The organism is Streptomyces sp. NBC_01498, from assembly GCF_036327775.1.
GTDB lineage: Bacteria > Actinomycetota > Actinomycetes > Streptomycetales > Streptomycetaceae > Streptomyces.
Genome location: NZ_CP109598.1, coordinates 4848618 through 4874096, shown reverse-complemented (window position 1 = coordinate 4874096; position 25479 = coordinate 4848618). Strand labels below are relative to the sequence as shown.

General features: G+C 73.1%; 19 protein-coding genes. 12 read left to right on the top strand and 7 right to left on the bottom strand.

The annotated features are described in order from the left end of the window. Window positions 1-118 precede the first annotated feature (118 nt). Both OG875_RS20870 and OG875_RS20865 read left to right on the top strand, forming a co-directional pair. Window positions 119-1117 (top strand): LLM class flavin-dependent oxidoreductase, encoded by a 999-nt coding sequence (locus tag OG875_RS20870; RefSeq protein WP_330175737.1) that lies wholly within the window; start codon window positions 119-121, stop codon window positions 1115-1117. Beyond that, a complete protein-coding gene (locus OG875_RS20865) occupies window positions 1110-2249 on the top strand; it encodes a hypothetical protein (RefSeq protein ID WP_330175736.1) in 1140 nt (379 codons plus the stop codon). The genes OG875_RS20870 and OG875_RS20865 overlap by 8 nt, the downstream gene beginning before the upstream one ends. 39 nt (window positions 2250-2288) lie before the next feature. Here OG875_RS20865 and OG875_RS20860 read toward each other — a convergent pair whose 3' ends face one another. The 3 genes from OG875_RS20860 to speB all read right to left on the bottom strand — a co-directional run bounded on the left by OG875_RS20860 (window position 2289) and on the right by speB (window position 9095). Next, window positions 2289-6299 (bottom strand): ABC transporter ATP-binding protein, encoded by a 4011-nt coding sequence (locus OG875_RS20860; RefSeq protein ID WP_443079158.1) that lies wholly within the window; start codon window positions 6297-6299, stop codon window positions 2289-2291. A gap of 82 nt (window positions 6300-6381) precedes the next feature. Continuing rightward, window positions 6382-8067: a thiamine pyrophosphate-binding protein gene (locus OG875_RS20855; protein ID WP_330175734.1), complete on the bottom strand. Its 1686-nt coding sequence runs from the start codon at window positions 8065-8067 to the stop codon at window positions 6382-6384. Beyond that, complete coding sequence (gene speB / locus OG875_RS20850) at window positions 8064-9095, bottom strand: agmatinase (RefSeq protein WP_330175733.1); 1032 nt, start codon at window positions 9093-9095, stop codon at window positions 8064-8066. Before speB ends, OG875_RS20855 begins: the two co-directional genes overlap by 4 nt. A 373-nt stretch (window positions 9096-9468) precedes the next feature. Between speB and OG875_RS20845 the strand changes: the two genes are divergently transcribed. Together OG875_RS20845 and tesB are read left to right on the top strand one after the other, a co-directional pair. Beyond that, window positions 9469-10626: an acyl-CoA dehydrogenase family protein gene (locus tag OG875_RS20845; protein ID WP_330175732.1), complete on the top strand. Its 1158-nt coding sequence runs from the start codon at window positions 9469-9471 to the stop codon at window positions 10624-10626. A gap of 47 nt (window positions 10627-10673) precedes the next feature. After that, complete coding sequence (gene tesB, locus OG875_RS20840) at window positions 10674-11570, top strand: acyl-CoA thioesterase II (RefSeq protein ID WP_330175731.1); 897 nt, start codon at window positions 10674-10676, stop codon at window positions 11568-11570. 29 nt (window positions 11571-11599) lie between these two features. On the opposite strand, the gene OG875_RS20835 is transcribed toward tesB, so the two are convergent. Then, complete coding sequence (locus OG875_RS20835; RefSeq protein ID WP_330175730.1) at window positions 11600-12388, bottom strand: phosphatase; 789 nt, start codon at window positions 12386-12388, stop codon at window positions 11600-11602. 189 nt (window positions 12389-12577) lie between these two features. Between OG875_RS20835 and OG875_RS20830 the strand changes: the two genes are divergently transcribed. Next, window positions 12578-13063: a peroxiredoxin gene (locus tag OG875_RS20830; RefSeq protein WP_330175729.1), complete on the top strand. Its 486-nt coding sequence runs from the start codon at window positions 12578-12580 to the stop codon at window positions 13061-13063. Between the two features lie 37 nt (window positions 13064-13100). Here OG875_RS20830 and OG875_RS20825 read toward each other — a convergent pair whose 3' ends face one another. After that, window positions 13101-13715: an SACE_7040 family transcriptional regulator gene (locus OG875_RS20825; RefSeq protein ID WP_330175728.1), complete on the bottom strand. Its 615-nt coding sequence runs from the start codon at window positions 13713-13715 to the stop codon at window positions 13101-13103. Between the two features lie 88 nt (window positions 13716-13803). On the opposite strand from OG875_RS20825, the gene OG875_RS20820 reads away from it, so the two are divergent. The 5 genes from OG875_RS20820 to OG875_RS20800 all read left to right on the top strand — a co-directional run bounded on the left by OG875_RS20820 (window position 13804) and on the right by OG875_RS20800 (window position 20774). Further along, on the top strand, window positions 13804-15435 hold the full coding sequence (locus tag OG875_RS20820; protein ID WP_330175727.1) for a carboxyl transferase domain-containing protein: 1632 nt from the start codon (window positions 13804-13806) through the stop codon (window positions 15433-15435). A gap of 106 nt (window positions 15436-15541) precedes the next feature. Beyond that, window positions 15542-17500: an acetyl-CoA carboxylase biotin carboxylase subunit gene (locus OG875_RS20815; RefSeq protein WP_330177837.1), complete on the top strand. Its 1959-nt coding sequence runs from the start codon at window positions 15542-15544 to the stop codon at window positions 17498-17500. Next, on the top strand, window positions 17497-18432 hold the full coding sequence (locus OG875_RS20810; protein WP_330175726.1) for a hydroxymethylglutaryl-CoA lyase: 936 nt from the start codon (window positions 17497-17499) through the stop codon (window positions 18430-18432). Before OG875_RS20815 ends, OG875_RS20810 begins: the two co-directional genes overlap by 4 nt. Before the next feature lie 2 nt (window positions 18433-18434). After that, the gene (locus OG875_RS20805; RefSeq protein ID WP_330175725.1) at window positions 18435-19589 is read left to right on the top strand and encodes an acyl-CoA dehydrogenase family protein; all 1155 of its coding nucleotides are present in this window, start codon (window positions 18435-18437) and stop codon (window positions 19587-19589) included. A gap of 150 nt (window positions 19590-19739) precedes the next feature. After that, on the top strand, window positions 19740-20774 hold the full coding sequence (locus tag OG875_RS20800) for an ABC transporter substrate-binding protein (RefSeq protein ID WP_330175724.1): 1035 nt from the start codon (window positions 19740-19742) through the stop codon (window positions 20772-20774). Window positions 20775-20831: 57 nt separating this feature from the next. On the opposite strand, the gene OG875_RS20795 is transcribed toward OG875_RS20800, so the two are convergent. Together OG875_RS20795 and OG875_RS20790 are read right to left on the bottom strand one after the other, a co-directional pair. Further along, window positions 20832-21584 (bottom strand): lysophospholipid acyltransferase family protein, encoded by a 753-nt coding sequence (locus tag OG875_RS20795; RefSeq protein ID WP_330175723.1) that lies wholly within the window; start codon window positions 21582-21584, stop codon window positions 20832-20834. A gap of 491 nt (window positions 21585-22075) precedes the next feature. Beyond that, window positions 22076-23845 carry a beta-N-acetylhexosaminidase gene (locus OG875_RS20790; protein WP_330175722.1) on the bottom strand — a complete coding sequence of 590 codons (1770 nt, stop codon included), beginning with the start codon at window positions 23843-23845 and terminating at the stop codon, window positions 22076-22078. Between the two features lie 129 nt (window positions 23846-23974). Here OG875_RS20790 and OG875_RS20785 point away from each other — a divergent pair, with 129 nt between their 5' ends. Together OG875_RS20785 and OG875_RS20780 are read left to right on the top strand one after the other, a co-directional pair. Continuing rightward, window positions 23975-24859: a DUF4429 domain-containing protein gene (locus OG875_RS20785; RefSeq protein WP_330175721.1), complete on the top strand. Its 885-nt coding sequence runs from the start codon at window positions 23975-23977 to the stop codon at window positions 24857-24859. Window positions 24860-25139: 280 nt separating this feature from the next. Further along, window positions 25140-25421, top strand: a complete 282-nt coding sequence (locus OG875_RS20780) for a hypothetical protein (RefSeq protein ID WP_330175720.1) — start codon at window positions 25140-25142, stop codon at window positions 25419-25421. The last annotated feature ends 58 nt before the right edge of the window (window positions 25422-25479 follow it).

The window sequence follows — 25479 nt, the reverse complement described above, 5'->3', positions numbered from 1 at the left end:
GTCAAGGAACAACAACGGATACAGTGAGCAACAGGCACCGCCGCACTCGCGACGACCGCCCTCGCCTCCGGCACCGCCAGAGACACCGCCACAGCTACCAGGGAAGGTGTGCTGCCTCGTGACCACCGACGCCTCCGACCGGTCCACGCTGCCGAGCATCCTCGTACCGAGCATGCCGGACACCACCGAGACCGTCCGTCCCTACGCCGAGCTGGTACGCGACGGCGACGCACGCCGCGTCTGGATGGGCCAGTCCCTCAAGGTCGAGACCCACCAGGTGTTCGCGCACCTCGCCGGCGCGGGCGTACGCGTCCCGGTCGGCACCAGCGTGACCCTGATGCCGCTGCGCCATCCTTACGAGGCCGCCCTCCAGGCGCGCTCCCTGGCCCTGACGACGGGTCACCCCGTGGTGGCCGGCTACGGCGTCGGCGCGCCCGCCTTCGTACGGAGCCTCAACGGCAAGCCGTACGACAGCCCCCGCACGATGGCCGCCGAGTATCTGCGTACGGTCCGCTCCCTGCTCGACGGCGAGATCGTCGACCACGCCGGTGACTACCACGCGCTGCGCGGCCGGCTGATGCCGATGGAACACCCGCGCGTGGAGGTCGGGGTGGGTGTGCTGCGCCCCAACATGGCGCGCACGGCGGGCGGTGTCGCGGACGTCGCCATCACCTGGATGACCCCGCCCGGCTATCTCGCGGAGACCCTGATACCGGCCCTGGACGAGGGCGCCAAGGGCCGGGACGCCCGGTGCCGGGTCGCGACCGTCGTCCATGTCGCCGTCGACCGCCCGAAGCGCGACCCGTACGTCCTCGCCCACACCGCCGCCGCCGGCCACCTCTCCGCCGACCACTACACGGACATGCTGCGCCGCGCGGGAGTCGCCGCCGACCCGGCCGACCCGCAGGCCGGCGCCGCCTCGCTGGTGGACAGCGGTACGTACGTGTACGGCTCCCCGGACCACATCGCGGGCGTGCTCGACGAGTACCGCAAAGCCGGGGTCGACGAGGTGATCCTCAACTGCGGCGGCGTCCTCTTCACCGAGGGCCAGGCCGCCGCCCTCCGGGACGCGCGCGAGATCGTCGAGGCCGTCCGGCGGCGGGGCGGCCGTGACTGACCGGACGGACACCCCGGCGGCCCCCGCGACGGTACGGCCCGCGGGAGCCGCCGGATCGGTGACCGTACGCGAGTACGGCACCCGGTATCTGCGGATCACCGTGCGGTACCACGGCGGCACCCGCTTCAGCTGGCTGCGGACCCGTGGACCGGCGCACGACCAGCCGCAGGTGCCGCCCTCGCCGGAGGTGGGCGCGGCACTGCGCGCGGTGGACACGGCGGTCGCCGGGTCCGGCGCGCGGCTGGCGCTGGGCGACTGGGACACGCCGCCCGAGGAGGACGGTGTGGTCTACGAGGTGCCCGCCGCCGTGTCGGTGGCGCGGCTGCTGCCGTCCGGCGACGAGACCGGGTACCGGCTCTCCGTACGGGCGTTGGCGGACCAGGGGCGGACCCTGCGGCGGCTGCACGAGGTGCCGTGGGAGACCGGATCCGGGGATACGGGATTCGGGGAGCCCCCGCCGCACCAGGGCATACGGCGGCTGGTGGACTGGCTCTCCGGATCGTCCGACACGGGCGCGCGTGCGGACGCGGGAGCCGGTGTCGCGGGAGGGAGCGTCCCGGACGGCTCCCGGCTGCGCGCCCTGGCCCACGACCGGCTCGGCCCCCGGCTGTGGGCCCGGCTGGCCGAATGGGCCGCCGCCGCCCAGGAACCACCCGGCAGGGGAGGAGCGGTCCTGCTGCACGGTGCGCCCAGCACCGGCTGGCTGGTCCCCTCCCCTGCCGGTGACCACACGGTCCTGCTCACCGGCGAGGAGGTCACCGGCGGCGACCCGGCGCTCGACCTGGGCTGGGTCCTCGGCGAACTGCACGAGCTGCGCTCCGCCGCCTCGCGCGGTCTCGGCGCCGCCGGCCAGGGCCCGCCCGTGGACTACCCGGCCGCCGCCCGCGCCCTGCTCGCCGGCTACCTCCGTAAGGAGGCCGTCGTCACGGAGGGAAGCGGCGAGGCCCCCCTCTTCACGGAGGACGACGCGGCGGCGCTCCCGCCGGGCACCGCCCGCGCCGCCACCCTCCGGCTCGCCGTCCACATGCGGGACTTCGCGTGCTTCGTCGGCTGGCACGAGGACCTGCGCCGGTACGCCGACCTGCTCGCCGAGGCCCTCGACGCGGAGGGCGCCCCCACCCTGCGGTGGTGAGGCGCCCCGCCCGTGCCTGCCGGCACGCCCCGGCTGCTCTCAGGCCCCGGCGACGGTGGCCCGCTCCGCCTCCGGCTCCTCCGGCCTGCCCGGTCCACCCGGCTCCGCCGCGCCCGTGAAGCTGCGCCACAGCCGCGCGTACGCGCCGTCCAGCGCCAGCAGTTCGCCGTGCGTACCGTCCTCCACGACCCGCCCGTGGTCCAGCACGACCACCCGGTCCGCGCGCGCCGCCGTCGTCAGCCGGTGGGCGACGACCAGGGTCGTACGCCGTCCCGCCAGCCGGTCCGTCGCCTGGTTGACCAGCGCCTCCGAGGCGAGGTCCAGCGCGGCGGTCGCCTCGTCCAGGAGCAGGATGTCCGGATCGACCAGCTCGGCGCGGGCCAGGGCGATCAACTGCCGCTGGCCGGCGGAGAGGTTGCGGCCCCGCTCGGCGACCTCGTGCAGATAACCGCCGTCGAGCGTGGCGATCATCTCGTGCGCGCCGACCGCGCGCGCCGCCGCCTCCACCTCGGCGTCGGTGGCCCCGGGCCGCCCGTACGCGACGGCGTCGCGCACCGTCCCGGCGAACAGGTACGCCTCCTGGGGCACCACCCCGAGCCGGTGCCGGTACGCGGTCATGTCCAGGTCCCGCACATCGTCGCCGTCCGCCGTGACACGCCCCGACGTCGGGTCGTAGAAGCGGGCGACGAGCTTGACGAGCGTGGACTTGCCCGCCCCCGTCTCGCCGACGAAGGCGACCGTCTGGCCCGCCGGTATACGGAGGTTGATCCCCATGAGGGCGGTCTCCTCCCGGACCGGCGTGGCGCTCAGCACGACGGCCTCGTCCGGGTCGCCCGCCCCGCCGCCCTCGGCCAGGCCGCCCTCCAGGGTGCCGTAGGCGAAGTACACGTCCTCGAAGGCGATCTCGCCGCGCAGCGAGGGCACCGCGAGCGGCCGGGCCGCCCCGGCCGTGGACGTGGGCTCCCGCAGCAGTTCCTGGATGCGTCCCAGCGAGACCGTGGCCTGCTGGTAGCCGTCGAAGACCTGTGACAGCTGCTGCACGGGCGCGAAGAACAGCTCGATGTAGAGGAGATACGCGACGAGCGCGCCCGTCGTCAGCGTGCCGGCCTCCACCCGGCCCGCGCCGACGATCAGCACGGCCGCCGCCGCCACCGACGACAGCAGCTGGACGAACGGGAAGTACACGGATATCAGCCACTGGCCGCGCACCCGTGCCTGCCGGTAGTGGTCGCTGCGGCCCGCGAAGCGCGCCGCGCCGTCCTTCTCGCGGCCGAACGCCTGGACGATGCGCAGCCCCGACACGGACTCCTGGAGGTCGGCGTTGACGACGCTGATCCGCTCACGCGCCAGCTCGTACGCCTGGACGCTCCTGCGCCGGAAGAAGACGGTGCAGACGATCAGCACGGGCAGCGTCGCGAAGACCACCAGGGCCAGTTGCAGGTCGATGACGAGCAGGACGACGAGGATGCCGAAGAAGGTGACGACGGAGACGAAGGCGGTGACGAGCCCGGTCTGGAGGAAGGTGGACAGGGCGTCCACGTCCGTCGTCATCCGGGTCATGATGCGGCCGGTCAGTTCGCGTTCGTAGTAGTCGAGTCCGAGCCGCTGGAGCTGCGCGAATATCTTCAGGCGCAGCGCGTACAGCACCCGTTCGCCGGTGCGGCCGGTCATGCGTGTCTCGCCGGTCTGGGCCGCCCACTGGACGGCCACGACGAGCAGGCCCAGCAGGGACGCGGCCCACACCGCGCCGAGCGCGAGGCGTTCCACGCCCTCGTCGATGCCGTGCCGGATCAGGACCGGGAGCAGCAGGCCCATGCCCGCGTCGACGGCGACCAGGGCCAGGCTGGCGGCCAGGGGCCGTCCGAAGCCGCGCAGCAGCCGGCGCAGCCCGTACGACGACTCGGACGCGACGGCGCGGGCCTCGTCGACGGCGGGCACGTCGGTGGCCGGGGGCAACGCCTCGACCTGCGCGAGCAGTTCGGGTGTCGCGCCGGGCGCCGCCGACTCCTCGCCGGACGTGTCGTCCCGTACCCACAGGGCGGGGGTGATGCCCCGTTCGGCGTCGAACTCGGCGTCGATCTCGCGCTGGACGGTGCGGTCGTCCTCGGCCGAGGCGGCGCCGACGACGGCCGGGAGATGGCCCGGGGAGACGCCGCCCAGTTCGTCCGGGTCGGTGAGCAGCCTTCGGTAGAGGGCGGAGCGTTCCTGGAGTTCGTCGTGGGTGCCGATGTCGGCGAGCCGTCCGTCGTCCAGGACGGCGATGCGGTCGGCGAGGCCGAGGGTGGAGCGCCGGTGGGCGATGAGCAGCGTCGTGCGGCCGGCCATCACCGAGCGCAGCGCCTCGTGGATCTCGTGCTCCACGCGCGCGTCGACGGCGGACGTGGCGTCGTCCAGGAGCAGCAGCCGGGGGTCGGTGAGGATGGCGCGGGCCAGGGCGATGCGCTGGCGCTGGCCGCCGGAGAGGGTCAGGCCCTGTTCGCCGACGGTGGTGTCGTAACCGGCGGGGAGTTCGGCGATGAAGCGGTCGGCCTGGGCGGCGCGGACGGCGCGTGCGATCTCCTCGTCGGTGGCGTCGGGTTTGCCGTAGGCGATGTTGGCGCGGACGGTGTCGGAGAAGAGGAAGCTGTCCTCCGGTACGAGCCCGATGGCGGAGCGCAGCGAGTCGAGGGTCAGTTCGCGTACGTCGTGGCCGCCGACGAGGACGGCGCCGCGTGAGACGTCGTAGAAGCGCGGCAGGAGCAGGGAGACGGTGGATTTGCCGCTGCCGGAGGAGCCGACGACGGCGACGGTCTCGCCGGGGCGGATCTCCAGCGAGAAGCCGTCGAGGACGGTGCGGCCGTCCGCGTAGGCGAACGCCACGTCGTCGAACTCGACGGACGCCTCGGCGTCGGCGGGGAGGTCCTTCGTGCCGTCCTCGATGGAGGGTGCGGTGTCGATGAGTTCGAGGACGCGTTCCACACCGGCGCGGGCCTGCTGGCCGACGGTCAGGACCATGGCGAGCATCCGGACGGGGCCGATGAGCTGCGCGAGGTAGGTGGAGAAGGCGACGAACGTGCCGAGGGTGATCTGTCCCCGGGTGGCGAGCCAGCCGCCGAGGGCGAGCATCACGACCTGCCCGAGGGCCGGTACGGCCTGGAGGGCGGGGGTGTAGCGGGAGTTGAGCCTGATCGTGCGCAGCCGGCCCGCGAACAGCTTGCGGCCGGCCTCGCGCAGCTTGCCGGTCTCCTGCTCCTCCTGGCCGAAGCCCTTGACGACGCGTACGCCGGAGACGGAGCCGTCCACGACTCCGGCGACGGCGGCGGCCTGCGACTGGGCGTACCAGGTGGCGGGGTGCAGCCGGGTGCGGCTGCGGCGGGCGATGTACCAGAGGGCGGGGGCGACGGCGAGGGCGACGAGGGTCAGGGGCAGCGACAGCCACGCCATGATCACGAGGGAGATCAGGAAGAGCAGCACGTTGCCGATGGTCATCGGCAGCATGAAGAGCAGGCTCTGGATGAGCTGGAGGTCGCTGGTGGCGCGGCCGACGACCTGTCCGGTGGACAGTTCGTCCTGGCGGCGGCCGTCGAGCCGGGCGATGGTGCCGTACATCTCCGTACGGAGGTCGTGCTGGACGTCGAGGGCGAGGCGCCCGCCGTAGTAGCGGCGGATGTAGGTGAGGACGTAGATGACCGTGGCGGCGGCGATCAGCAGGCCGGTCCAGACGGCGATGGACCGGGTGCCGGTGCCGATGACGTCGTCGATGACGACTTTGGTGATCAGCGGGACCAGAGCCATGACGGCCATGCCGCCGAGGGAGGAGCCGAGGGCGAGGAGGGTGTTGCGCCGGTAGCGCCAGGCGTAGCCGGTGAGCCGCCGGGCCCAGCCGGCCGTCTCGGCGCCACCGCCCGTCCCGCCGTCCCGTTCGCTCCCGCCGGGCTTCTCGCGCCCCGGTTCTGTCCGTTCCGCCGCCACTCTTGCCGCCTCCCGTTGCCCTGCCGGTCGTTCCGGTCCGCGGGCGTCCCCCGTGGGCCACCTGCCGGATGGCTCAACGCGGCCACGTGCGGATTTCATCCCCCCGCAACACATACCCGCCGCAGGTCCCATGCGCCCGCCGGGGGTCCTAGGACCGATGCCCGATCCCGTCGGGCGGCCCCTACGCCGGCAGGTGCGTCGGGGCGAACAGCTTCAGGACCGCCGGGAGCACCACCACGGACGGGCCCGGCGCGGCCAGTGCCTTCGCCAGGTCCTCGCGCAGCGCCTCGGGGCTCGTACGGACCGCCGGTATCCCGAAGGACTCGGCGAGCGCGACGAAGTCGGGGCGGGCCAGTTCGGTGCCGGCCGTCGCGCCGTAGGCGTCCGTCATGTACGTCCGCAGGACGCCGTAGCCGCCGTCGTCCACGATCAGCCAGGTGACCGGGAGGTCGTGCTGCCGGGCCGTGGCCAGCTCGGCGAGGGAGTACATGGCGCCGCCGTCGCCGGAGACCGCGAGGACGGGTGTCGCGCGGTCGGCCGCCGCCGCGCCGAGGGCGGCCGGGAAGGCGTACCCGAGGCCGCCCGCGCCCTGGGCGGAGTGCATCGGGCCGGGCCAGGCGGACCAGGCCCAGTAGGCGAGGATCGTCATGTCCCAGAAGCTGGGCGAGTCGGCGGGCAGCGCCTCCCGCACGGCGGCGAGGATCCGCTGCTCCCGCTCCAGGTCCTGTGCGCCGATCCGCTCCCGTACCTTCGCCAGCACCGTACGGACGGCGTCCCGCGCGGTCTCGGCGGCCGGGCCGCCGCGCCCGGTCACCGACTCCAGCAGCGCGGAGAGCGCCTCGCGGGCGTCGGCGTGGATGCCGAGCGCGGGCAGGTTGGACTCCAGCTTGCCGAGGTCGGCCTCGATCTGGACGACCCGGCCGCGCGGGCGGAACGTGTGGTAGTTGGAGGTCAGTTCGCCGAGTCCGGAGCCGACGACCAGGACGACGTCGGCGTCCTCCAGGAAGTCGGTGGTGTGCCGGTCCTCCAGCCACGACTGGAGCGACAGCGGGTGCTCCCAGGGGAAGGCGCCCTTGCCGCCGAAGGTGGTGACGACGGGGGCGGCCAGCTTCTCGGCGAGGGCCCGCAGTTTCCCGGCGGCGTCCGCCCGGACGACCCCGCCGCCCGCGATGATCACCGGGCGCTCGGCGTGCGACAGGGCGTGCGCCGCCGCGGCGACCAGTTCGGGACGCGGCGGCAGTTCGCGCGGGGTGGCGTCGACGGCGGTGACGACCGGCAGCGTCGTCTCCGTAAGGAGGACGTCCTGCGGGATCTCCACCCAGACCGGTCCGTGCGGCGCGGTGAGCGCGGACTGCCAGGCCGCCGCGACGGCGGACGGGATCTGGGAGGCCGCCCGGACCGGGTGCACGGACTTGACGAGGTCGCGGACCGACGCCTGCTGGTCGCGCAGTTCGTGCAGATAGCCGTGCCGGCCGCCGCCGAGACCCGCCGTGGGGATCTGGCCGGAGATCGCCAGCACGGGCGAGGAGGCCGCCGCGGCCTCCTGGAGAGCGGCGAGCGAGGTGAGCGCGCCGGGCCCGGTGGAGAGCAGCAGGGGCGCGACCTGGCCGGTGACGCGGCCGTAGGCGTCGGCGGCGAACCCGGCGTTGTTCTCGACGCGCAGCCCGACGTACTCCAGGCCGGAGCGGCGCAGGGCGTCGAACATGCCGAGGGCGTGCTGGCCTGGCAGGCCGAAGACGGTGGTGGCGCCGAGGCCGTGCAGCGTCTCCATGACGAGGTCGCCGCCGTGCCGCCCGGCGGGCGGGTTCAGGGCCCGCGCGGTCTGCTCGGGGGTGAGGCGGGGGACGTCGTGGTGGTCGTGGCTCATGTGGCGCGGGCCTCCCCGATCTGCCGGGCCATGATCGTGGTCAGTTCGTACGCCGTGTGGGAGGCGGCGACGGAGGTGATCTCCGCGTGGTCGTACGCCGGGGCGACCTCGACCACGTCGGCGGAGACGAGGTGGCAGGCGGCCAGCCCCCGGAGGATTTCGAGGAGTTCGCGGGAGGTGAGCCCGCCGGCCTCGGGGGTGCCGGTGCCGGGCGCGTGGGCCGGGTCCAGGACGTCGATGTCGATGGAGATGTACAGCGGGCGGTCCCCGATGCGCTGCCGCAGCTGGTCGGCGACCTCGTCGACACCGCGCCGCATGACGTCGGCGGAGGTGACGATGCCGAAGCCCATGCGGTGGTCGTCGTCCAGGTCCTTCTTGCCGTACAGCGGCCCCCGGGTGCCGACGTGCGACAGCGCCTCCGTGTCGAGGATGCCCTCCTCGACGGCCCGGCGGAACGGGGTGCCGTGGGTGTACTCGGCGCCGAAGTACGTGTCCCAGGTGTCGAGGTGCGCGTCGAAGTGGAGCAGCGCGACGGGGCCGTGCCTCTTGGCGACCGAGCGCAGCAGGGGCAGGGCGATGGTGTGGTCGCCGCCGAGGGTCATCAGGCGCGCGCCGGTACCGAGCAGGTCGTCGGCCGCCGCCTCGATCGTGTCGACGGCCTCGTCGATGTGGAACGGGTTGGCGGCGATGTCCCCGGCGTCGGCGACCTGCGCGAGCGCGAAGGGCGAGGCGTCCTGTGCGGGGTTGTACGGGCGCAGCAGCCGGGACGCCTCACGGATGGCGTTGCCGCCGAAGCGGGCGCCGGGCCGGTAGGAGACCCCGCTGTCGAAGGGGACGCCGACGACGGCCACGTCGGCCGCCCCGACCTCGTCCAGCCGGGGCAGGCGGGCGAAGGTGGCGGGGCCGGCGTACCGGGGCACGCGGGAGGAGTCGACGGGGCCCCGCGGGCCGTTCTCCCGGCCGGTGTCCGGGCCGGCCGCGGTGGTGGCGCCGGGCCGGGGGGTGTCGGATCCTGCTGCGCTGCTCATCGTCGAGCCCTTTCGTCTGCGGGTGCGTGTCCAGCATGACCCCCGCCACTGACAACGCCGGGGGTCCGCCGTGACGGGTGGAGGCGCCGGGGTCGTTTCCCGCGCCCGGGGTGGGTTTCCCGTACGCCGGGGTGGGTTCTCGTACGCCGGTTCGTGCGCCCGGCGGGACGGACGGCCGGGAAGCGACCCCGAAGTGTACGTTTCGCGTTTCCTCCGGTCGGCGCCGGACCGGTGGTGCGGTGATGTGCGCCATGACTCGGGCCCCGCCCTGGACAGCCGGGGTGACTGCCCGGTAACTTTTTCTCAGGACTGAGCAAGCGCTTAGACATTCAGGACCACTCAGGGACCGCACCGACCGAAGGAGAGGGCTTCCGTGCGCCGTAGCGTTTTCAACGAGGACCACGAGGCGTTCCGGGAGACCCTCCGCGCCTTCATCGAGTCCGAGGTCGTGCCGGTCTACGACCAGTGGTACGCGGACGGGCTGGTGCCGCGCGAGTTCTACTACAAGCTCGGGGAGCTGGGCATCTTCGGGATCGAGGTGCCCGAGGAGTACGGCGGCGCCGGCCAGGAGTCGTTCAAGTTCCAGGCGATCGTCTCCGAGGAGTGCGCCCGCGCGGGCGTCTCCTTCGGAGGGTCCAGCGTGCATGTGGCGCTCTGTCTGCCGTATGTGAAGGCGTACGCCACCGCCGAGCAGAAGAAGCGCTGGCTGCCCGGCTTCGTGACCGGCGAGACCATGTACGCCATCGCCATGACCGAGCCCGGCACCGGCTCCGACCTGGCGGGCATGAAGACCACCGCCAAGCTCTCCGCCGACGGCTCCCACTACGTGCTCAACGGCGCGAAGACCTTCATCACCGGCGGGGTGCACGCGGACCGGGTCATCGTCTGCGCCCGGACCGCCCCGCAGAGCCCCGACGACCGCCGGCACGGCATCTCGCTCTTCGTCGTGGACACGAAGTCCGAGGGGTACGCGGTCGGCCGCAAGCTGGACAAGCTGGGCCTGAAGTCCTCGGACACCGCCGAACTGTCCTTCAGCGACGTCAAGGTGCCCGTCGAGGACCTGCTGGGCGAGGAGAACAAGGGCTTCTCCTACCTCGGCCAGAATCTGCCGCAGGAGCGCCTGGGCATCGCCGTCGGCGCGTACGCGCAGGCGTCGGCCGCGATCCGGTTCGCGCAGCTCTACGTCCAGGACCGCACCGTCTTCGGCAGGACCGTCGCCTCCTTCCAGAACACGAAGTTCGAACTGGCCGCCTGCAAGGCCGAGGTCGACGCCGCCGAGGCCGTCTGCGACCGCGCCCTCGACGCGCACGACGCGGGTGAGCTGTCGGCCGCCGAGGCCGCGTCCGCGAAGCTCTTCTGTACGGAGGTCGCGCACCGCGTGATCGACAAGTGTCTGCAACTGCACGGCGGCTACGGCTACATGAACGAGTACCCGATCGCCCGTCTGTACGCGGACAACCGGGTCAACCGCATCTACGGCGGCACCAGCGAGGTCATGAAGATGATCATCGCCAAGTCCATGGGCCTGTAACGCCGCGAGCCCCGACGGAAGAACACCCACAGGACACCCTCAGCACCATGAACGCACTGGAGTCCCTTCTCGATCTGCTCGACCTGGAGCGGATCGAGGAGGACATCTTCCGCGGCCTCAGCCGCCCGGCGGCGATCCCCCGCGTCTACGGCGGCCAGGTCGCCGCCCAGGCGCTGGTGGCCGCGGGCCGGACCGTCCCCGCCGACCGGCCGCCGCACTCCCTGCACGCGTACTTCCTGCGCGCGGGCGATCCGGGCGCGCCGATCGTCTACACGGTCGACCGCATCCGCGACGGCCGCTCCTTCACCACGCGCCGGGTCGTGGCCGTCCAGCACGGGCGGCCGATCTTCCATCTCTCGGCGTCCTTCCAGACGTACGAGGAGGGCCTGGAGCACCAGAGCGCGATGCCGGCCGCGCCGGATCCGGAGACGCTGCCGACCTCGGCCGAACTGCTGCCGAGGTACGCGGACCGGTTCGTCGACCCGTCCGTGGCCGACCGGCTGCTGGAGGCGAGGGCGGCGGTGGACCTGCGGTACGTGGACCCGCCGCCGTACGCCACGGCCGGGGAGCCGCGCGAGGCCCGCTCGCAGGTCTGGTTCCGTACGGAGGGCAAGCTCGCCGACGACCCGCTGCTGCACGTCTGCCTGGCGACGTACGTCTCCGACATGACGCTGCTCGACTCGGTGCTGCTCGCGCACGGCAGGGGCGGCTGGGCGAGCGGGGACATCGTCGGGGCGAGCCTGGACCACGCGATGTGGTTCCACCGCCCCTTCCGGGCGGACGAGTGGCTGCTGTACGACCAGACGTCGCCGTCCGCGTCCGGCGGCCGGGGACTCGGCCAGGCCCGGATCTTCACGCGGGACGGGCAACTGGCGATCTCGGTGATCCAGGAGGGCGTCATGAGAGTGCCGCGCGGGCCGGGGTCCGCTTCCGGAACGGGCTGAGGAACGGGTGTCGGCGGTGTCAGGTGGTGTCAGACGGTGTTCGTGAGGCCCGCCTGGTGCAGCAGGTACTCGGTCATCGGGTCGTAGAAGCGCGGGTCCGTCACATGGTCGTCCAGCGGGACCGTGACCTGGAGCGTGCCCTCCGCCTCGCCGATGAACAGGGCCGGGTCGTTGCAGTCCGCGTAACCGATCGAGTCGAGGCCCCGCTGGCCCGCGCAGCCCGCCCAGCCGTGGTCGGCGAGCACCAGGTCCGGCTGGGGTCTGCCGTCGCGCTCCAGGCCGTCCAGGATGGCCCGCATCGGCTCGGGCGAGTGGGTGTGCCAGAGCGTCGCCCCGCGCTCCAGCATCGCGACGCCCGCGAACTGGAAGACCATGCCCTCGTCCGCCGTCAGGCCGCCGGGGATCCGGACGATCTCGCAGCCCGCCAGCCGCAGCGCGTCCGCCGTCTGCCGGTGCACGTCCAGCAGCCCGCCGGGGTGGCCGGTGGCGCACAGCACCCGCTCGCGGTCCGCCGCGGCCTTGCGCAGCCGCGCCGCCATCCGGTCCAGCGCGTCGACGGTCAGCTCGGGGTCGATGGTGTCCTGGCCGTGGCGGTGGCCCGGGTCGTCGTTGACACCGCAGCGCTCGGCCATCACGGCGAGCACGTCCTGCTCGTCGGTCCAGCGGTCACCGAGCTCCAGGCCCAGCCAGAAATGACGGTCGCCGTTGGCGAGCTTGCGATAGTGGGAGAGGTTGTTGTCCCGGGGTGTGGCCACGTCTCCCGCGATTCGCGTGCGGACGAGGTGGTCGACGAGAGCTTCGCGGCTGGGTATCGGCATGAACCCATTGTGCCGTCAGACGCGCGCGGGGTGCCGCCCGTCCCGGCGACCGGACGTGCCCGAGGCGTACGGGACGGCCCACGCGCACCCCCGTCCACACCCGCCGCGCCGCATCCGTGCCGACACCGGCACCGGCACCCGAGCCCGCAACCGCAACCGCAACCGCACCCTCAACAGAAGGAGCCCTTCGTGGCAGCAGCACCCGGTCCCGGACATCCCGTCGAGAACTTCGCCCTGCCCGGCGGGGTGCTCGACGCCGACGGCACCTTCGTACGGAGGCAGTACCGCCTCGACGAACAGCGGGGCCGCCCGCTGGTCCTCGCCTTCTACCCCGGCGACGACACCACCGTCTGCACCAAACAGCTGTGCGCGTACTCCAGCGGCCTGGAGACCTTCACCGGCCTGGGCGCCGAGGTGTGGGGCATCAGCCCGCAGGACGTCGACAGCCACGAGGCGTTCGCCCGCAAGCACGGCCTGCGGATTCCGCTGCTGGCCGACACCGACCGGATGGTGACCCGGGCGTTCGGCGCCACCGCGCCCGGGATCGGGGTGCGCCGCTCGGTGTTCCTGATCGCGCCGGACGGCACGCTGCACTGGAAGCACGTCTCGTTGCTCGGTGTCACCTTCCAGCCGGTGGAGACCCTGGCCAGGGAGCTGGCGGCGCTCACGCACTGACCGGCCCGGCCGCCGCACCCGCCCCCGGTCCGCCGCCTCACGGCCACGGCGCGCCGTCCTCGTCACCGAGGGCGGCGAACGCGCCGTGCGCCAGGCGGCGCAGGAGCGTTTCCGCCACCGCGCGCCGGGGGGTGCCCCGCCCGTTCGGGCCCAGATGGGGCGTCGAGTTCAGCAGACCGAAGACGGCGTGCACCGCGCCGCGCGCGACCGGCTCCGGGAGATCCCGGTGGATCTCGCGGACGACACCGACCCACAGCTCCACGTACTGCCGCTGGAGCTGCCGTACGAGCTTGCGGTCGCTGTCCCGGAGCCGGTCCAGCTCACGGTCGTGCAGGGTGATCAGCGGGCGGTCGTCCAGCGCGAAGTCGATATGGCCGTCGATCAGCGAGGCGAGCACGGCCCCGGGATCGCCGGCCGACGCCGCGACCCGTTTCCTGCCGCCGTCGAGCAGCCGGCCGCTGATCCCGACGAGAAGTTCGGCGAGCATCGCGTCCTTGCCCGCGAAATGCCGGTACAGCCCCGGCCCGCTGATACCGACGGCCGCCCCTATCTCGTCCACTCCCACGCCGTGGAAACCACGCTCGGCGAAGAGCCTGGCGGCCTCGTTGAGGATCTGCTCGCGCCGCGTCGGCGCCGCGGTCCGGGTGCTCATGGAAATCCATTCTAGACAGGACGGTTAGCGGTCGTTAACCTGAGAGCGCTACGTTAACGCTCATTAACCGTGCGAGGGAGCTCGACCGATGCAGCAGGCACCCGTGCTGGCGAGCGCCGCGGACCCGGCGTCCGAGTCCTGGCACGCCAACGAGACGGCGCACCGCCGACTCACCGGCGCGCTGCGGGACCGGCTGGCCGCCGCCCGGCTCGGCGGCGGCGAGAAGTCCCGTGCCCGCCATGTGGCGCGCGGGAAGCTGCTCCCCCGCGACCGGGTGGACACCCTGCTGGACCCGGGCTCGCCCTTCCTGGAGCTGGCCCCGCTGGCGGCGGAGGACATGTACGGCGGCCAGGCGCCGGCGGCCGGGGTGATCGCCGGGATCGGCCGGGTCGGCGGCCGTGAGGTGGTCGTCGTCGCCAACGACGCCACGGTCAAGGGCGGCACCTATTACCCGATGACCGTGAAGAAGCATCTGCGCGCCCAGGAGATCGCGCTGGAGAACAGGCTCCCGTGCGTCTATCTCGTGGACTCGGGCGGCGCCTTCCTGCCGATGCAGGACGAGGTCTTCCCGGACCGTGACCACTTCGGCCGGATCTTCTACAACCAGGCGCGGATGTCGGGCGCCGGCATCCCGCAGATCGCGGCCGTCCTCGGTTCCTGCACGGCCGGGGGCGCGTACGTGCCCGCGATGAGCGACGAGGCCGTGATCGTCCGCGACCAGGGCACGATCTTCCTGGGCGGCCCGCCGCTGGTGAAGGCGGCGACCGGCGAGGTCGTCACCGCCGAGGAGCTGGGCGGCGGCGAGGTCCACTCCCGTACGTCGGGGGTGACCGACCATCTCGCCGAGGACGACGCGCACGCGCTGCGGATCGTCCGCACGATCGTCTCCACCCTCCCGGAGCGGGGCCCGCTGCCCTGGCGGGTCGAGCCCGTCGAGGAGCCGAAGGTCGACCCGGCGGGGCTGTACGGGGCGGTGCCGGTCGACTCGCGCACGCCGTACGACGTCCGCGAGGTGATCGCCCGGCTCGTGGACGGCTCACGGTTCGCGGAGTTCAAGTCCGAGTTCGGTACGACGCTGGTCACGGGCTTCGCCCGGGTCCACGGCCACCCGGTGGGGATCGTCGCGAACAACGGCATCCTGTTCTCCGAGTCGGCCCAGAAGGGCGCGCACTTCATCGAGTTGTGCGACCAGCGCGGTATCCCGCTGCTCTTCCTCCAGAACATCTCGGGGTTCATGGTCGGCAAGGCGTACGAGGCGGGCGGCATCGCCAAGCACGGCGCGAAGATGGTGACGGCCGTGGCCTGCGCGCGCGTGCCGAAGCTGACCGTCGTCGTCGGCGGTTCGTACGGCGCGGGGAACTACTCGATGTGCGGCCGGGCCTACTCCCCCCGCTTCCTGTGGATGTGGCCCAACGCCAAGATCTCCGTGATGGGCGGTGAGCAGGCCGCCTCGGTGCTGGCGACGGTCAAGCGCGACCAGATCGAGGGCCGTGGCGAGCAGTGGCCGGCGGAGGACGAAGAGGCGTTCAAGGACCCGGTGCGCGCGCAGTACGAGACACAGGGCAGCGCCTACTACGCGACGGCGCGGCTCTGGGACGACGGCGTGATCGACCCGCTGGAGACCCGTCAGGTGGTGGGTCTGGCGCTGACGGCCTGCGCCAACGCCCCGCTTCCCCAGAAGGACAGCACCGCCCCCGGCTTCGGCGTCTTCCGGATGTGAGTGACAGATGACCACGCAGCACACCAGCACCCCGCCCACCACCGCGCGGCCCGGCGACATCCCGCGCGCCGGCACCCCGGACGTTGACACCCCGCGCGCCACCGGCATGTTCGACACCGTCCTCGTCGCGAACCGCGGCGAGATCGCGGTCCGTGTCATCCGGACGCTGCGCGCGCTCGGCATCCGATCGGTCGCCGTCTTCAGTGACGCGGACGCGGACGCCCGGCACGTACGGGAGGCCGACACCGCCGTCCGGATCGGCCCCGCAGCCGCCTCCGAGAGCTATCTGGTGGGCGAGCGGCTGCTGGAGGCCGCGGCCCGCACGGGCGCGCAGGCGGTCCACCCGGGCTACGGCTTCCTCGCGGAGAACGCGGCCTTCGCGCGGGCCTGCGCCGACGCCGGTCTGGTCTTCATCGGCCCGTCCGCCTCCGCCATCTCCTTGATGGGCGACAAGATCCGCGCCAAGGAGACCGTCGCGGCGGCCGGGGTGCCGGTCGTCCCCGGCTCGTCGGGCAGCGGCCTGACCGACGACCAACTGGCCGACGCCGCACGGGAGATCGGCATGCCGGTGCTGCTGAAGCCGTCGGCGGGCGGCGGCGGCAAGGGCATGCGGCTCACCCGCCTGGAGTCGGCCCTGGCGGACGAGATCGCGGCGGCCCGGCGCGAGGCCCGCGCCTCCTTCGGAGACGACACGCTGCTGGTGGAGCGGTGGATCGACCGGCCGCGCCACATCGAGATCCAGGTGCTGGCCGACGGGCACGGCAACGTGGTCCATCTCGGCGAGCGCGAGTGCTCGTTGCAGCGCCGCCACCAGAAGATCATCGAAGAGGCGCCGTCCGTCCTGCTGGACGAGAAGACCCGCGCCGCGATGGGCGAGGCGGCCGTGCAGGCGGCGCGCTCCTGCGGCTACCGGGGCGCGGGCACGGTCGAGTTCATCGTGCCGGGCGAGGACCCCGCCTCGTACTTCTTCATGGAGATGAACACCCGCCTCCAGGTGGAGCACCCCGTCACGGAGATGATCACCGGCCTGGACCTGGTCGAGTGGCAGCTGCGGGTCGCCGCCGGTGAACGGCTGCCGTTCACCCAGGAGGACATCACCCTCACCGGGCACGCGATCGAGGCCCGGATCTGCGCGGAGGACCCCGCGCGCGGCTTCCTGCCCTCCGGCGGGCGGGTGCTGGCGCTGCGCGAGCCGGCGGGCGACGGGGTGCGCACCGACTCCGGGCTCAGCGAGGGCACGGAGGTCGGCAGCCTGTACGACCCGATGCTGTCGAAGGTGATCGTGCACGGCCCGGACCGGGCGACGGCGCTGCGCCGGCTGCGGGCTGCCCTGTCGGAGACGGTGACGCTGGGCGTCCCGACCAACGCGGGCTTCCTGCGCAGGCTGCTGGCCCACCCGGCGGTGATGGCGGGCGAGCTGGACACGGGCCTGGTGGAGCGGGACGCGGAGTCGCTGGTGCCCACGGAGGTGCCGCCCGAGGTGTACGAGGCGGCGGCGGCGGTACGGGAGTCGGCGCTGGCCCCGGTCACCCCGCCCTCCGGCTGGACCGACCCCTTCTCCGTACCGAGCGGCTGGCGCATGGGCGCCGCGCCCGTCCCCGTCACCCACCAGCTGCGGGTGGCGGGACACGAGCCGGTCGGCCACCGGGTGGCCGGCGACGGCCCGGCGCGGGTGACGCCGGACCGGGTGACCGTCACCGTGGACGGGACGACCCACACCTTCCACCGCGCGGACGACTGGCTCGGCCGCGACGGCGACAGCTGGCACGTCCAGGACCACGACCCGGTCGAGGCGGCGCTGCTCGGCGCGGCCGGCGCGGGCGGGGCCGACGCGCTGACCGCCCCCATGCCCGGCACGGTCACGGTCGTCAAGGTGGCGGTCGGGGACACCGTCGTCGCGGGTCAGGGCCTGGTGGTGGTGGAGGCCATGAAGATGGAGCACGTCGTCTCGGCCCCGCACGACGGCACGGTCACGGAGCTGGACGTCACTCCGGGCGCGACCGTGGCCATGGACCAGGTGCTCGCGGTCGTCGCCCCGGCCACGGACGCCGAGGAGGAGAAATGACACTCCCGATGACCGTGCCCGACGAGGGCCTGCCGGCCCGGGTCCGGATCCACGAGGTGGGCGCGCGCGACGGCCTCCAGAACGAGGCGGCGACCGTCCCCACCGAGATCAAGGCGGAGTTCATCCACCGCCTCGCCGCCGCCGGGCTCACCACGATCGAGGCGACCAGCTTCGTCCACCCGAAGTGGGTGCCCCAACTGGCCGACGCGGAGCGGCTGTTCCCCATGGTGCGGGATCTGGAGGGCGTACGGCTGCCGGTCCTGGTGCCCAACGACCGAGGTCTGGACCGGGCGCTGGCCCTCGGGGCCCGCGAGGTGGCGGTCTTCGCCAGCGCGACGGAGTCCTTCGCCAAGGCCAATCTGAACCGGACGCTGGACGAGTCGCTCGCCGTGTTCGAGCCCGTCGTGGCCCGCGCCCGGGAGGAGCGGCTCCATGTGCGGGGCTATCTGTCGATGTGCTTCGGCGACCCCTGGGAGGGCGCCGTCCCGGTCGCCCAGGTCGCCCGGGTCGTCCGGGCGCTGGTGGACATGGGCTGCGACGAGATCAGCCTCGGCGACACGATCGGCGTGGCCACGCCCGGTCATGTGCGGAGCCTCCTGGAGACGCTCGCCGGGCAGGGCGTTCCGGTCTCCGCCGTCGGCGTGCACTTCCACGACACCTACGGCCAGGCCCTGGCCAACACCCTCGCCGCGCTCCGGCAGGGCGTGACCACCGTCGACGCGTCGGCGGGCGGCCTCGGGGGCTGCCCGTTCGCGAAGAGCGCCACCGGGAATCTCGCCACCGAGGACCTCCTGTGGATGCTGCGGGGTCTCGGCATCGACACCGGGGTCGATCTCGGCCTCCTCACCGCCACCAGCGTCTGGATGGCCGGCCAACTGGGGCGACCGAGCCCCTCCCGCACCGTAAGAGCCCTCTCCCACAAGGAGTCCTAGCCATGTCCCTGGACCACCGGCTCTCGCCGGAACACGACGAACTGCGCCGCACCGTCGAGGCGTTCGCGCAGGACGTCGTCGCGCCCAAGATCGGCGACTTCTACGAGCGCCACGAGTTCCCGTACGAGATCGTGCGCGAGATGGGCCGGATGGGGCTGTTCGGTCTGCCCTTCCCCGAGGAGTACGGCGGCATGGGCGGCGACTACATGGCGCTCGGTATCGCCCTGGAGGAGCTGGCGCGCGTCGACTCGTCGGTGGCCATCACCCTGGAGGCGGGTGTCTCGCTCGGCGCGATGCCGCTGCACCTCTTCGGTACGGAGGAGCAGAAGCGGGAGTGGCTGCCGCGTCTGTGCTCCGGTGAGCTGCTGGGCGCCTTCGGCCTGACCGAGCCCGAGGCGGGCTCGGACGCCGGAGGCACGCGCACCACGGCCGTGCGTGACGGGGACGAGTGGGTCATCAACGGCTCGAAGTGCTTCATCACCAACTCCGGTACGGACATCACCGGTCTGGTCACGGTCACGGCGGTCACCGGCCGCAAGGAGGACGGCCGCCCGGAGATCTCCTCGATCATCGTCCCCTCCGGCACCCCCGGCTTCACGGTCGCCGCCCCGTACTCGAAGGTCGGCTGGAACGCGTCGGACACCCGTGAGCTGTCCTTCTCCGACGTCCGCGTCCCGCTGGCGAACCTGCTCGGCACGGAGGGCCGGGGGTACGCCCAGTTCCTCCGCATCCTGGACGAGGGCCGGATCGCGATCTCCGCGCTGGCGACGGGCCTGGCGCAGGGCTGTGTGGACGAATCGGTGAAGTACGCGAGGGAGCGCCGCGCCTTCGGCCGTCCGATCGGCGCCAACCAGGCGATCCAGTTCAAGATCGCCGACATGGAGATGCGCGCGCACATGGCCCGTCTGGGCTGGCGTGACGCGGCCTCCCGGCTGGTCCACGGCGAGTCCTTCAAGAAGGAGGCGGCGCTGGCGAAGCTCTACTCGTCCACGGTGGCGGTGGACAACGCGCGCGAGGCCACCCAGATCCACGGCGGCTACGGCTTCATGAACGAGTATCCGGTGGCCCGTATGTGGCGCGACTCCAAGATCCTGGAGATCGGCGAGGGCACGAGCGAGGTCCAGCGGATGCTGATCGCACGGGAGTTGGGGCTGTAGGGCTCAGCTCCGGCACCGGCCGCCGAGCGGTGCCGCCGGAGGCGACCGTGTACGGCGGCGACCCGGCCGGTTGCAGTGAAGGAAGGTTAGGCTAACCTACTTTCACCAGTCACCGGCCGGTCCCCGGCGCGTACGAAAGCGGACATCGACATGCGCAACACCCTGCACTCGTCCCTCAGCCGTCGCGGTGTCCTCGCCGCCGGGGGCGCCGTCGGTCTCGGGGTCGTGCTCGCCGCGTGCGGGGACGGGGACTCCGCCGGGAACGCCGGGAGCACCGGGGACGGGGACGCGAAGGCCGGACCCTGGTCGTTCAAGGACGACCGGGGCGAGACGGCCGAGGCCGACAGCGTCCCCACGAACATCGTCGCCTTCACCGGCCTCGCCGCCGCGCTCCACGACTACGGGGTCCAGGTCAAGGGCGTCTTCGGGCCGACCACCACCAAGGACGGCAAGCCCGACCTCCAGGCGGGCGACCTCGATGTCACCAAGGTCGAGATCATCGGCAACGTCTGGGGCGAGTTCAACGTCGAGAAATACGCGGCGCTCAACCCCGAGCTGCTCATCACCACCCAGTGGATCGAGGGCGAACTCTGGTACGTGCCCGAGGAGTCCAAGGACAAGATCCTCCAGCTGGCCCCCAGCGTCGCGCTCCTCGCCTCCGGCACCACCGTCCCCAAGGCGATCCAGCGGCACGCGGATCTCGCCGAGTCACTGGGCGCGGACCTGACGACCAAGAAGGTCTCCGACGCCAAGGCCGCGTTCGAGAAGGCGGCGGCGCGGCTGCGGGCCGCCGCCAAGTCCAAGCCGGAGATCACGGTGATGATCGCCGGCGCCGGCCAGGACCTGCTCTACGTCTCCCTCGCCAAGACGTCCGCCGACACCCTCTACTACCAGGAGCTCGGCGTGAAGTTCGTCGAGCCGAAGGTCAACGCCCAGGGCTTCTACGAGGAGTTGAGCTGGGAGAACGCGGACAAGTACCCGGCCGACGTGATCATGCTGGACAACCGCTCCTCGCAGCTTCAGCCCGACGACCTGACCGTGAAGCCGACATGGGCGCAGCTGCCGGCCGTCAAGGCGGGCCAGGTGACTCCGCGCGTGACGGAGCCCATCTACTCGTACGACAAGTGCGCGCTGATCCTGGACGAACTGGCCGCCGCGATCGAGAAGGCCCGGAAGGTCACCTGACGGACCCGGACCTGGCCCCGGGGCCGGGCCTGGAAGCGGACCCGCCCCCGGGCCGGGTCAGACGCCCGCCCGCGCCGCCGGAACCGGGTCCGAAACACGGCCCGGGTTCGGAACCGGGTCCGAAACACGGCCCGGTTCGGCGGCCCGGCCCGGTTCGGCGACCGGGCCCGACGGCGCCCCGGCCACGCCCGTCGCGGTCAGCCAGGCGGCCGTGACCGCCGCGTGCGCCTGCGCGGTGGCCGCCGGCAGACCGCCCGTCAGCCGCACGGGGGCGCCGATGTGCACCCGCAGCTCCGGGCGGCGCAGCGGTGCGGCGGCCAACCGTGCCAACTGCCCCGCGCCACCGCCGGACATGACGCGCCGGGCCCCGGCCTGTCCGAGCGGGACCACGGGCGCGCCCGTGGCGGCGGCGAGCCGGGCCAGTCCGCTGCGGAACCGCCGGGGAGGCGCCTCGGCGGTGCCGTCCGGTATGCCGCCCTCGCCGTAGATGAGCACGACTCGTCCCCGCGCCAGCGCGTCGGCGGCGTCTTCGAGGCAGCGGGCGGCACGGGGGTCCGCCCGCCGGACGGGCACGTGCCCGCCGCGGGTGAGCACCCGCCCGATGATCGGTACGCGCCACAGCCCCGCCGCCGCCATCACGACCGGCTCGACGCCCTGCCGGCGCAGCGCGGCGAGCACGATCGCCGGGTCGCTGAGCGAGGTGTGGTTCGCGGCGACGATGCTCCCCGGCGCGAGGTCCGCCCCGGCGTCCAGCGTGACCGTGAGGCGGCCGAAGAACGGCACCAGGGCGGCGGCTGTACGGCTGAGCATGAGGAGCCTCCGGGAGGGACGGCGAGCGGCGATCGCTCTCATGGTCGCCGAGCGCGTCGCCGGCGGCGTGAGTACCCGTACTCAACCAGACGGCTCAACGGCACGGGCCGCCAACCGAATCGACCGACCACCCGGCGGCGCCCCGCCGTGAGCCGACCCCACGACGACCCGGTCCGACCATGCGCCCCGCCGTGAGCCGACCCCACGACGACCCGGTCCGACCATGCGCCCCGCCGTGAGCCGACCCCACGACGACCCGGTCCGACCGTGCGCCCCGCCGTGAGACCGGCCGCCACGAGCCGGCACCACCTGCCGACCCGACCGCCCGACCCGCCCCGCCCTGAGCCCGACCGATCCACGAGCCTCACGGCGGGTCCCCGGATCGGCCGACCCCCCGGCCCCGACCCGTCACGGCATGTCCGCGCCACGGCACATTCCCGTCACCGCGTCTCCGCCCCTCAGCCGGCCCCGCCGCCGGCCGGCCGCCGCCCTCACTCCTCGGACCACGGCACCACCGGTGAGCGGTAGTAGTCGATCCCCAGCGCCGTCAGCCGGGGCCCCTGGGACGCCAGGCGCTCGCGGTAGGTGTCCCAGTCCCGTGCCGACTGCGGGGACCAGCCGATCTCCGCCACTCCGGGCAGCCTCGGGAACGCCATCGTCTCGATGTCGTCGCTCGTCGTCAGCGTCTCCGACCAGAGCGGGGCCTCGATGCCCAGCACCGCGCCCGGGTCGACCCCCGCGTCCGCGAGATAGGCCGCCGGGTCCCAGTCGTACGAGCGGTCCACCTCCACCAGTCCGGCCCAGGTCTGCCCCAGCTCGGTGTTCCGGTCGTACTTCATGTCGAGATAGACCCGGTCGGCGGGGGACAGCACCAGCTTCGTACCGTTCCTCGTCGCCTCCGCGACCTGCGCGCGCTCGGCTGCGCCCGTGGCGTCGTACCCCCAGTACTGCGCGACCCGGCCCTCCACCGGTTCCGCGCCGGTCAGCTGGTGCCAGCCCATCACCGTCTTGCCGTACCCGGCCACCACGGCCTGGGCGCGGCGCATGAACTCCACGTAGTCGGCGTGGCTGGTGGAGTGCGCCTCGTCGCCGCCGATGTGCAGATACCGGCCGGGCGTCAGCGCGGCCAGCTCCCGCACCACGTCGTCGACGAAGTCGTACGTGATCTCCTTCGTCGCGCACAGCGAGCTGAAGCCGACGGCCGTGCCGGTGTAGAGGGGCGGCGCGACACCGTCGCAGTTCAGCTCGGCGTACGAGGCGAGCGCGGCGTTCGTGTGGCCCGGCATGTCGATCTCGGGGACGACTTCGAGATGGCGGGAGGCGGCGTAACGCACGAGTTCGCGGTACTGCGCCTTGGTGTAGTGACCGCCGGGGCCGCCGCCGACGGCGGTCGAGCCGCCGTAGGTGGCCAGGCGCGGCCAGGAGTCGATGGCGAGGCGCCAGCCCTGGTCGTCGGAGAGGTGCAGATGCAAGGTGTTGATCTTGTAGAGGGCCAGCTGGTCGATGTAGCGCTTGACCTGTCCGACGTCGAAGAAGTGGCGGGAGACGTCGAGCATGGCGCCCCGGTAGGCGTAGCGCGGGGTGTCGGTGAGGGTGCCGCCGGCGATTCTCCAGGGGCCGCGCTGCCGGCTGTCGCGCTCCACGGCGGCGGGGAGTTGCTGCCGCAGGGTCTGGACGGCGTGGAAGAGTCCGGCGGGCTCGCGGGCGGTGAGCGTGACGCCGTCGCGGCCGGACTCCAGCCGGTAGCCCTCGGGGCCGAGCGCGCGGTCCCGGTCGCCGGAGACCAGCCGCAGCCGTATCCCGGCGTCGCCCCGGCCGCCCCGTCCCCGGTCCCCGCTTCCCCCGCCGTCGTCGGTGATCCGCAGGTCGTAGCCGGTGGAGGGCCGCAGCAGCCCCGCCAGATAACCGGCGACGCGGCGCGCCTCGCGGGAGTCGTCGGCGACCCGGATGCGGGTCGAGGCGGTGATGGCGTACGGCGTCCCGCCCGGCCGCACCGAGGCGGGCACGGGGACGATGTCGCCGAGCGGCCGGACGGCCGGGGCGGTCGTGGCCGCCGTACGCCAGCCGCCCCCGCCGCCACCTCCGCCGCCGCCTCCCGCACCGCCGCCACCGCCGGCTCCGGGGTCGGCGACACCGCCCGAGGCGGCCACGCACGAGAGGAGGGCGACGGCGGCGAGCAGCGGTGCGCGCAGGCGGCGGGTCGCGGAGCGACGCCCGGCGGGCGGCGCGGGGGTGTGGGGGGTTGTTCCGTGCTGTCTCACAGAGCTTGCTCCTTCGGGGAGTTCACGACTGTGGTGCGAAGCGGTCGGACCTCCCCCATCGGAACTCCCCACCCCTCCCGGGGTCAAGGTGTAGACCAATTTCGGGTGGTCGGGTGGAAGAATCGGCGCATGGCGGAAATCATCCAGACGGACGGCACCTGGACCTTCGACGGCGAGACGGTGCGCATCGTGCCCGGCAGCGACAAACGCGTCGGTCTGCTCCGCAAGTCGCTGGGCGAAGTCGCCGTCCCGCTCCAGGCGTTGGCGGGTGTCACGTTCGAACCGGGCCGCAGGTCGGGGCGGCTCAGGCTGCGGCTGCGCGACGGCGCGGACCCGCTGACGGGGGTCGCGGGCGGCAAGCTGGACGACGGTTCCGACCCGTACCGGCTGACCGTGGACAACGACCGCGCGGGGGTCGCCGAGTACGTCGTGGACGAGGTGCGCACCGCCCTGCTGCTGGACGAGGTCGACACGGGCCGGACCGACCGCTATCTGCTGCCCGGCCCGTCCCTGCCGATCACGACGGGCGCGGGCGACGGGACGGCCTCCTTCGACGGAGAGCTGATACGGCTGGAGTGGAACTGGAAGACCGAGGAGTCGAAGTCCTCGCGGGGCACCACCACCCTCCCGATCGGCGACGTGGAGTCCGTGGAGTGGCGGCCCAGCGCGGGGCTGGAGAACGGCTTCCTGCGCTTCCGGGTCGGCAGGGGCAACTCCCCGGCGCCCAAGTACGACCCGCACGCCGTGGAGCTGTACGGCTTCCGGAAGGACCCGCTGATGGCGCTGGTCGCCGCCGCCGTGGCCGCCCGGCTGCCGCATCCGTACGCCCCGCCCGCCGACGTCGCCGCCCTCACGGCGGGCCCCGTGGAGGGCGGCGCGCCCGCGTCGGCGAGCGGGGACGACCACGACGCGCTGCTGCGCAGGCTGCGGGAGCTGGGCGAGCTGCACCAGGCGGGCATCCTGACGGCGGAGGAGTTCACCACCGCCAAGCAGGCGATCCTCAAGCGCCTCTGACCCCGCCGCCCCTACCCCAGCCCCAGCCCCGGCCCCGGCCCCGGACGATCGTCACCCGGGGCCCGGAGGCGTCCGACGACCCCGGACCGCTTCCGACCGGCCCGCCCGCAGCTCCGTCGGGCGGATCCTTCGAGCAGACCCGTCGACCAGACGGCCCGTCGAGCGGATCCGCCCATGACTCCGTCCGCGTACGCGCGCCTCCCCTTGAGATCAAGGCCACCCTTGCCCGGAATCGGGCAGATTTCTTGCAAAGACCTCCGGACACCAGCAGTATCTACGCGTGCTCGAACGCCGTTCTCCCTCGTCCCACGACGACCTCGTCGACCATCTGGTCCGCAGCACCGCGCTTCCGCGCGGCGAGGCCGCCCGCGTGATCCTGGACGTCCTGGCGTACTTCGACGAGACCACCGAGGAGTTCGTCCGGCGCCGACACCGCGAGCTCCAGGGCGGCGGCGCCGTGAACCCGGCGATCTTCGAACGGATCGCGGCCGAACTGCCGCACCGCGCGGTGGCACCGCCGGAGCTGTCCCTCAGACAGCTCCGGCGCATCGTCTACGGCTGACACGCCCGGCGCGACCTTCGCGCCGATCGGCACGGCCTCGCGCGGGACCGGACAGCGG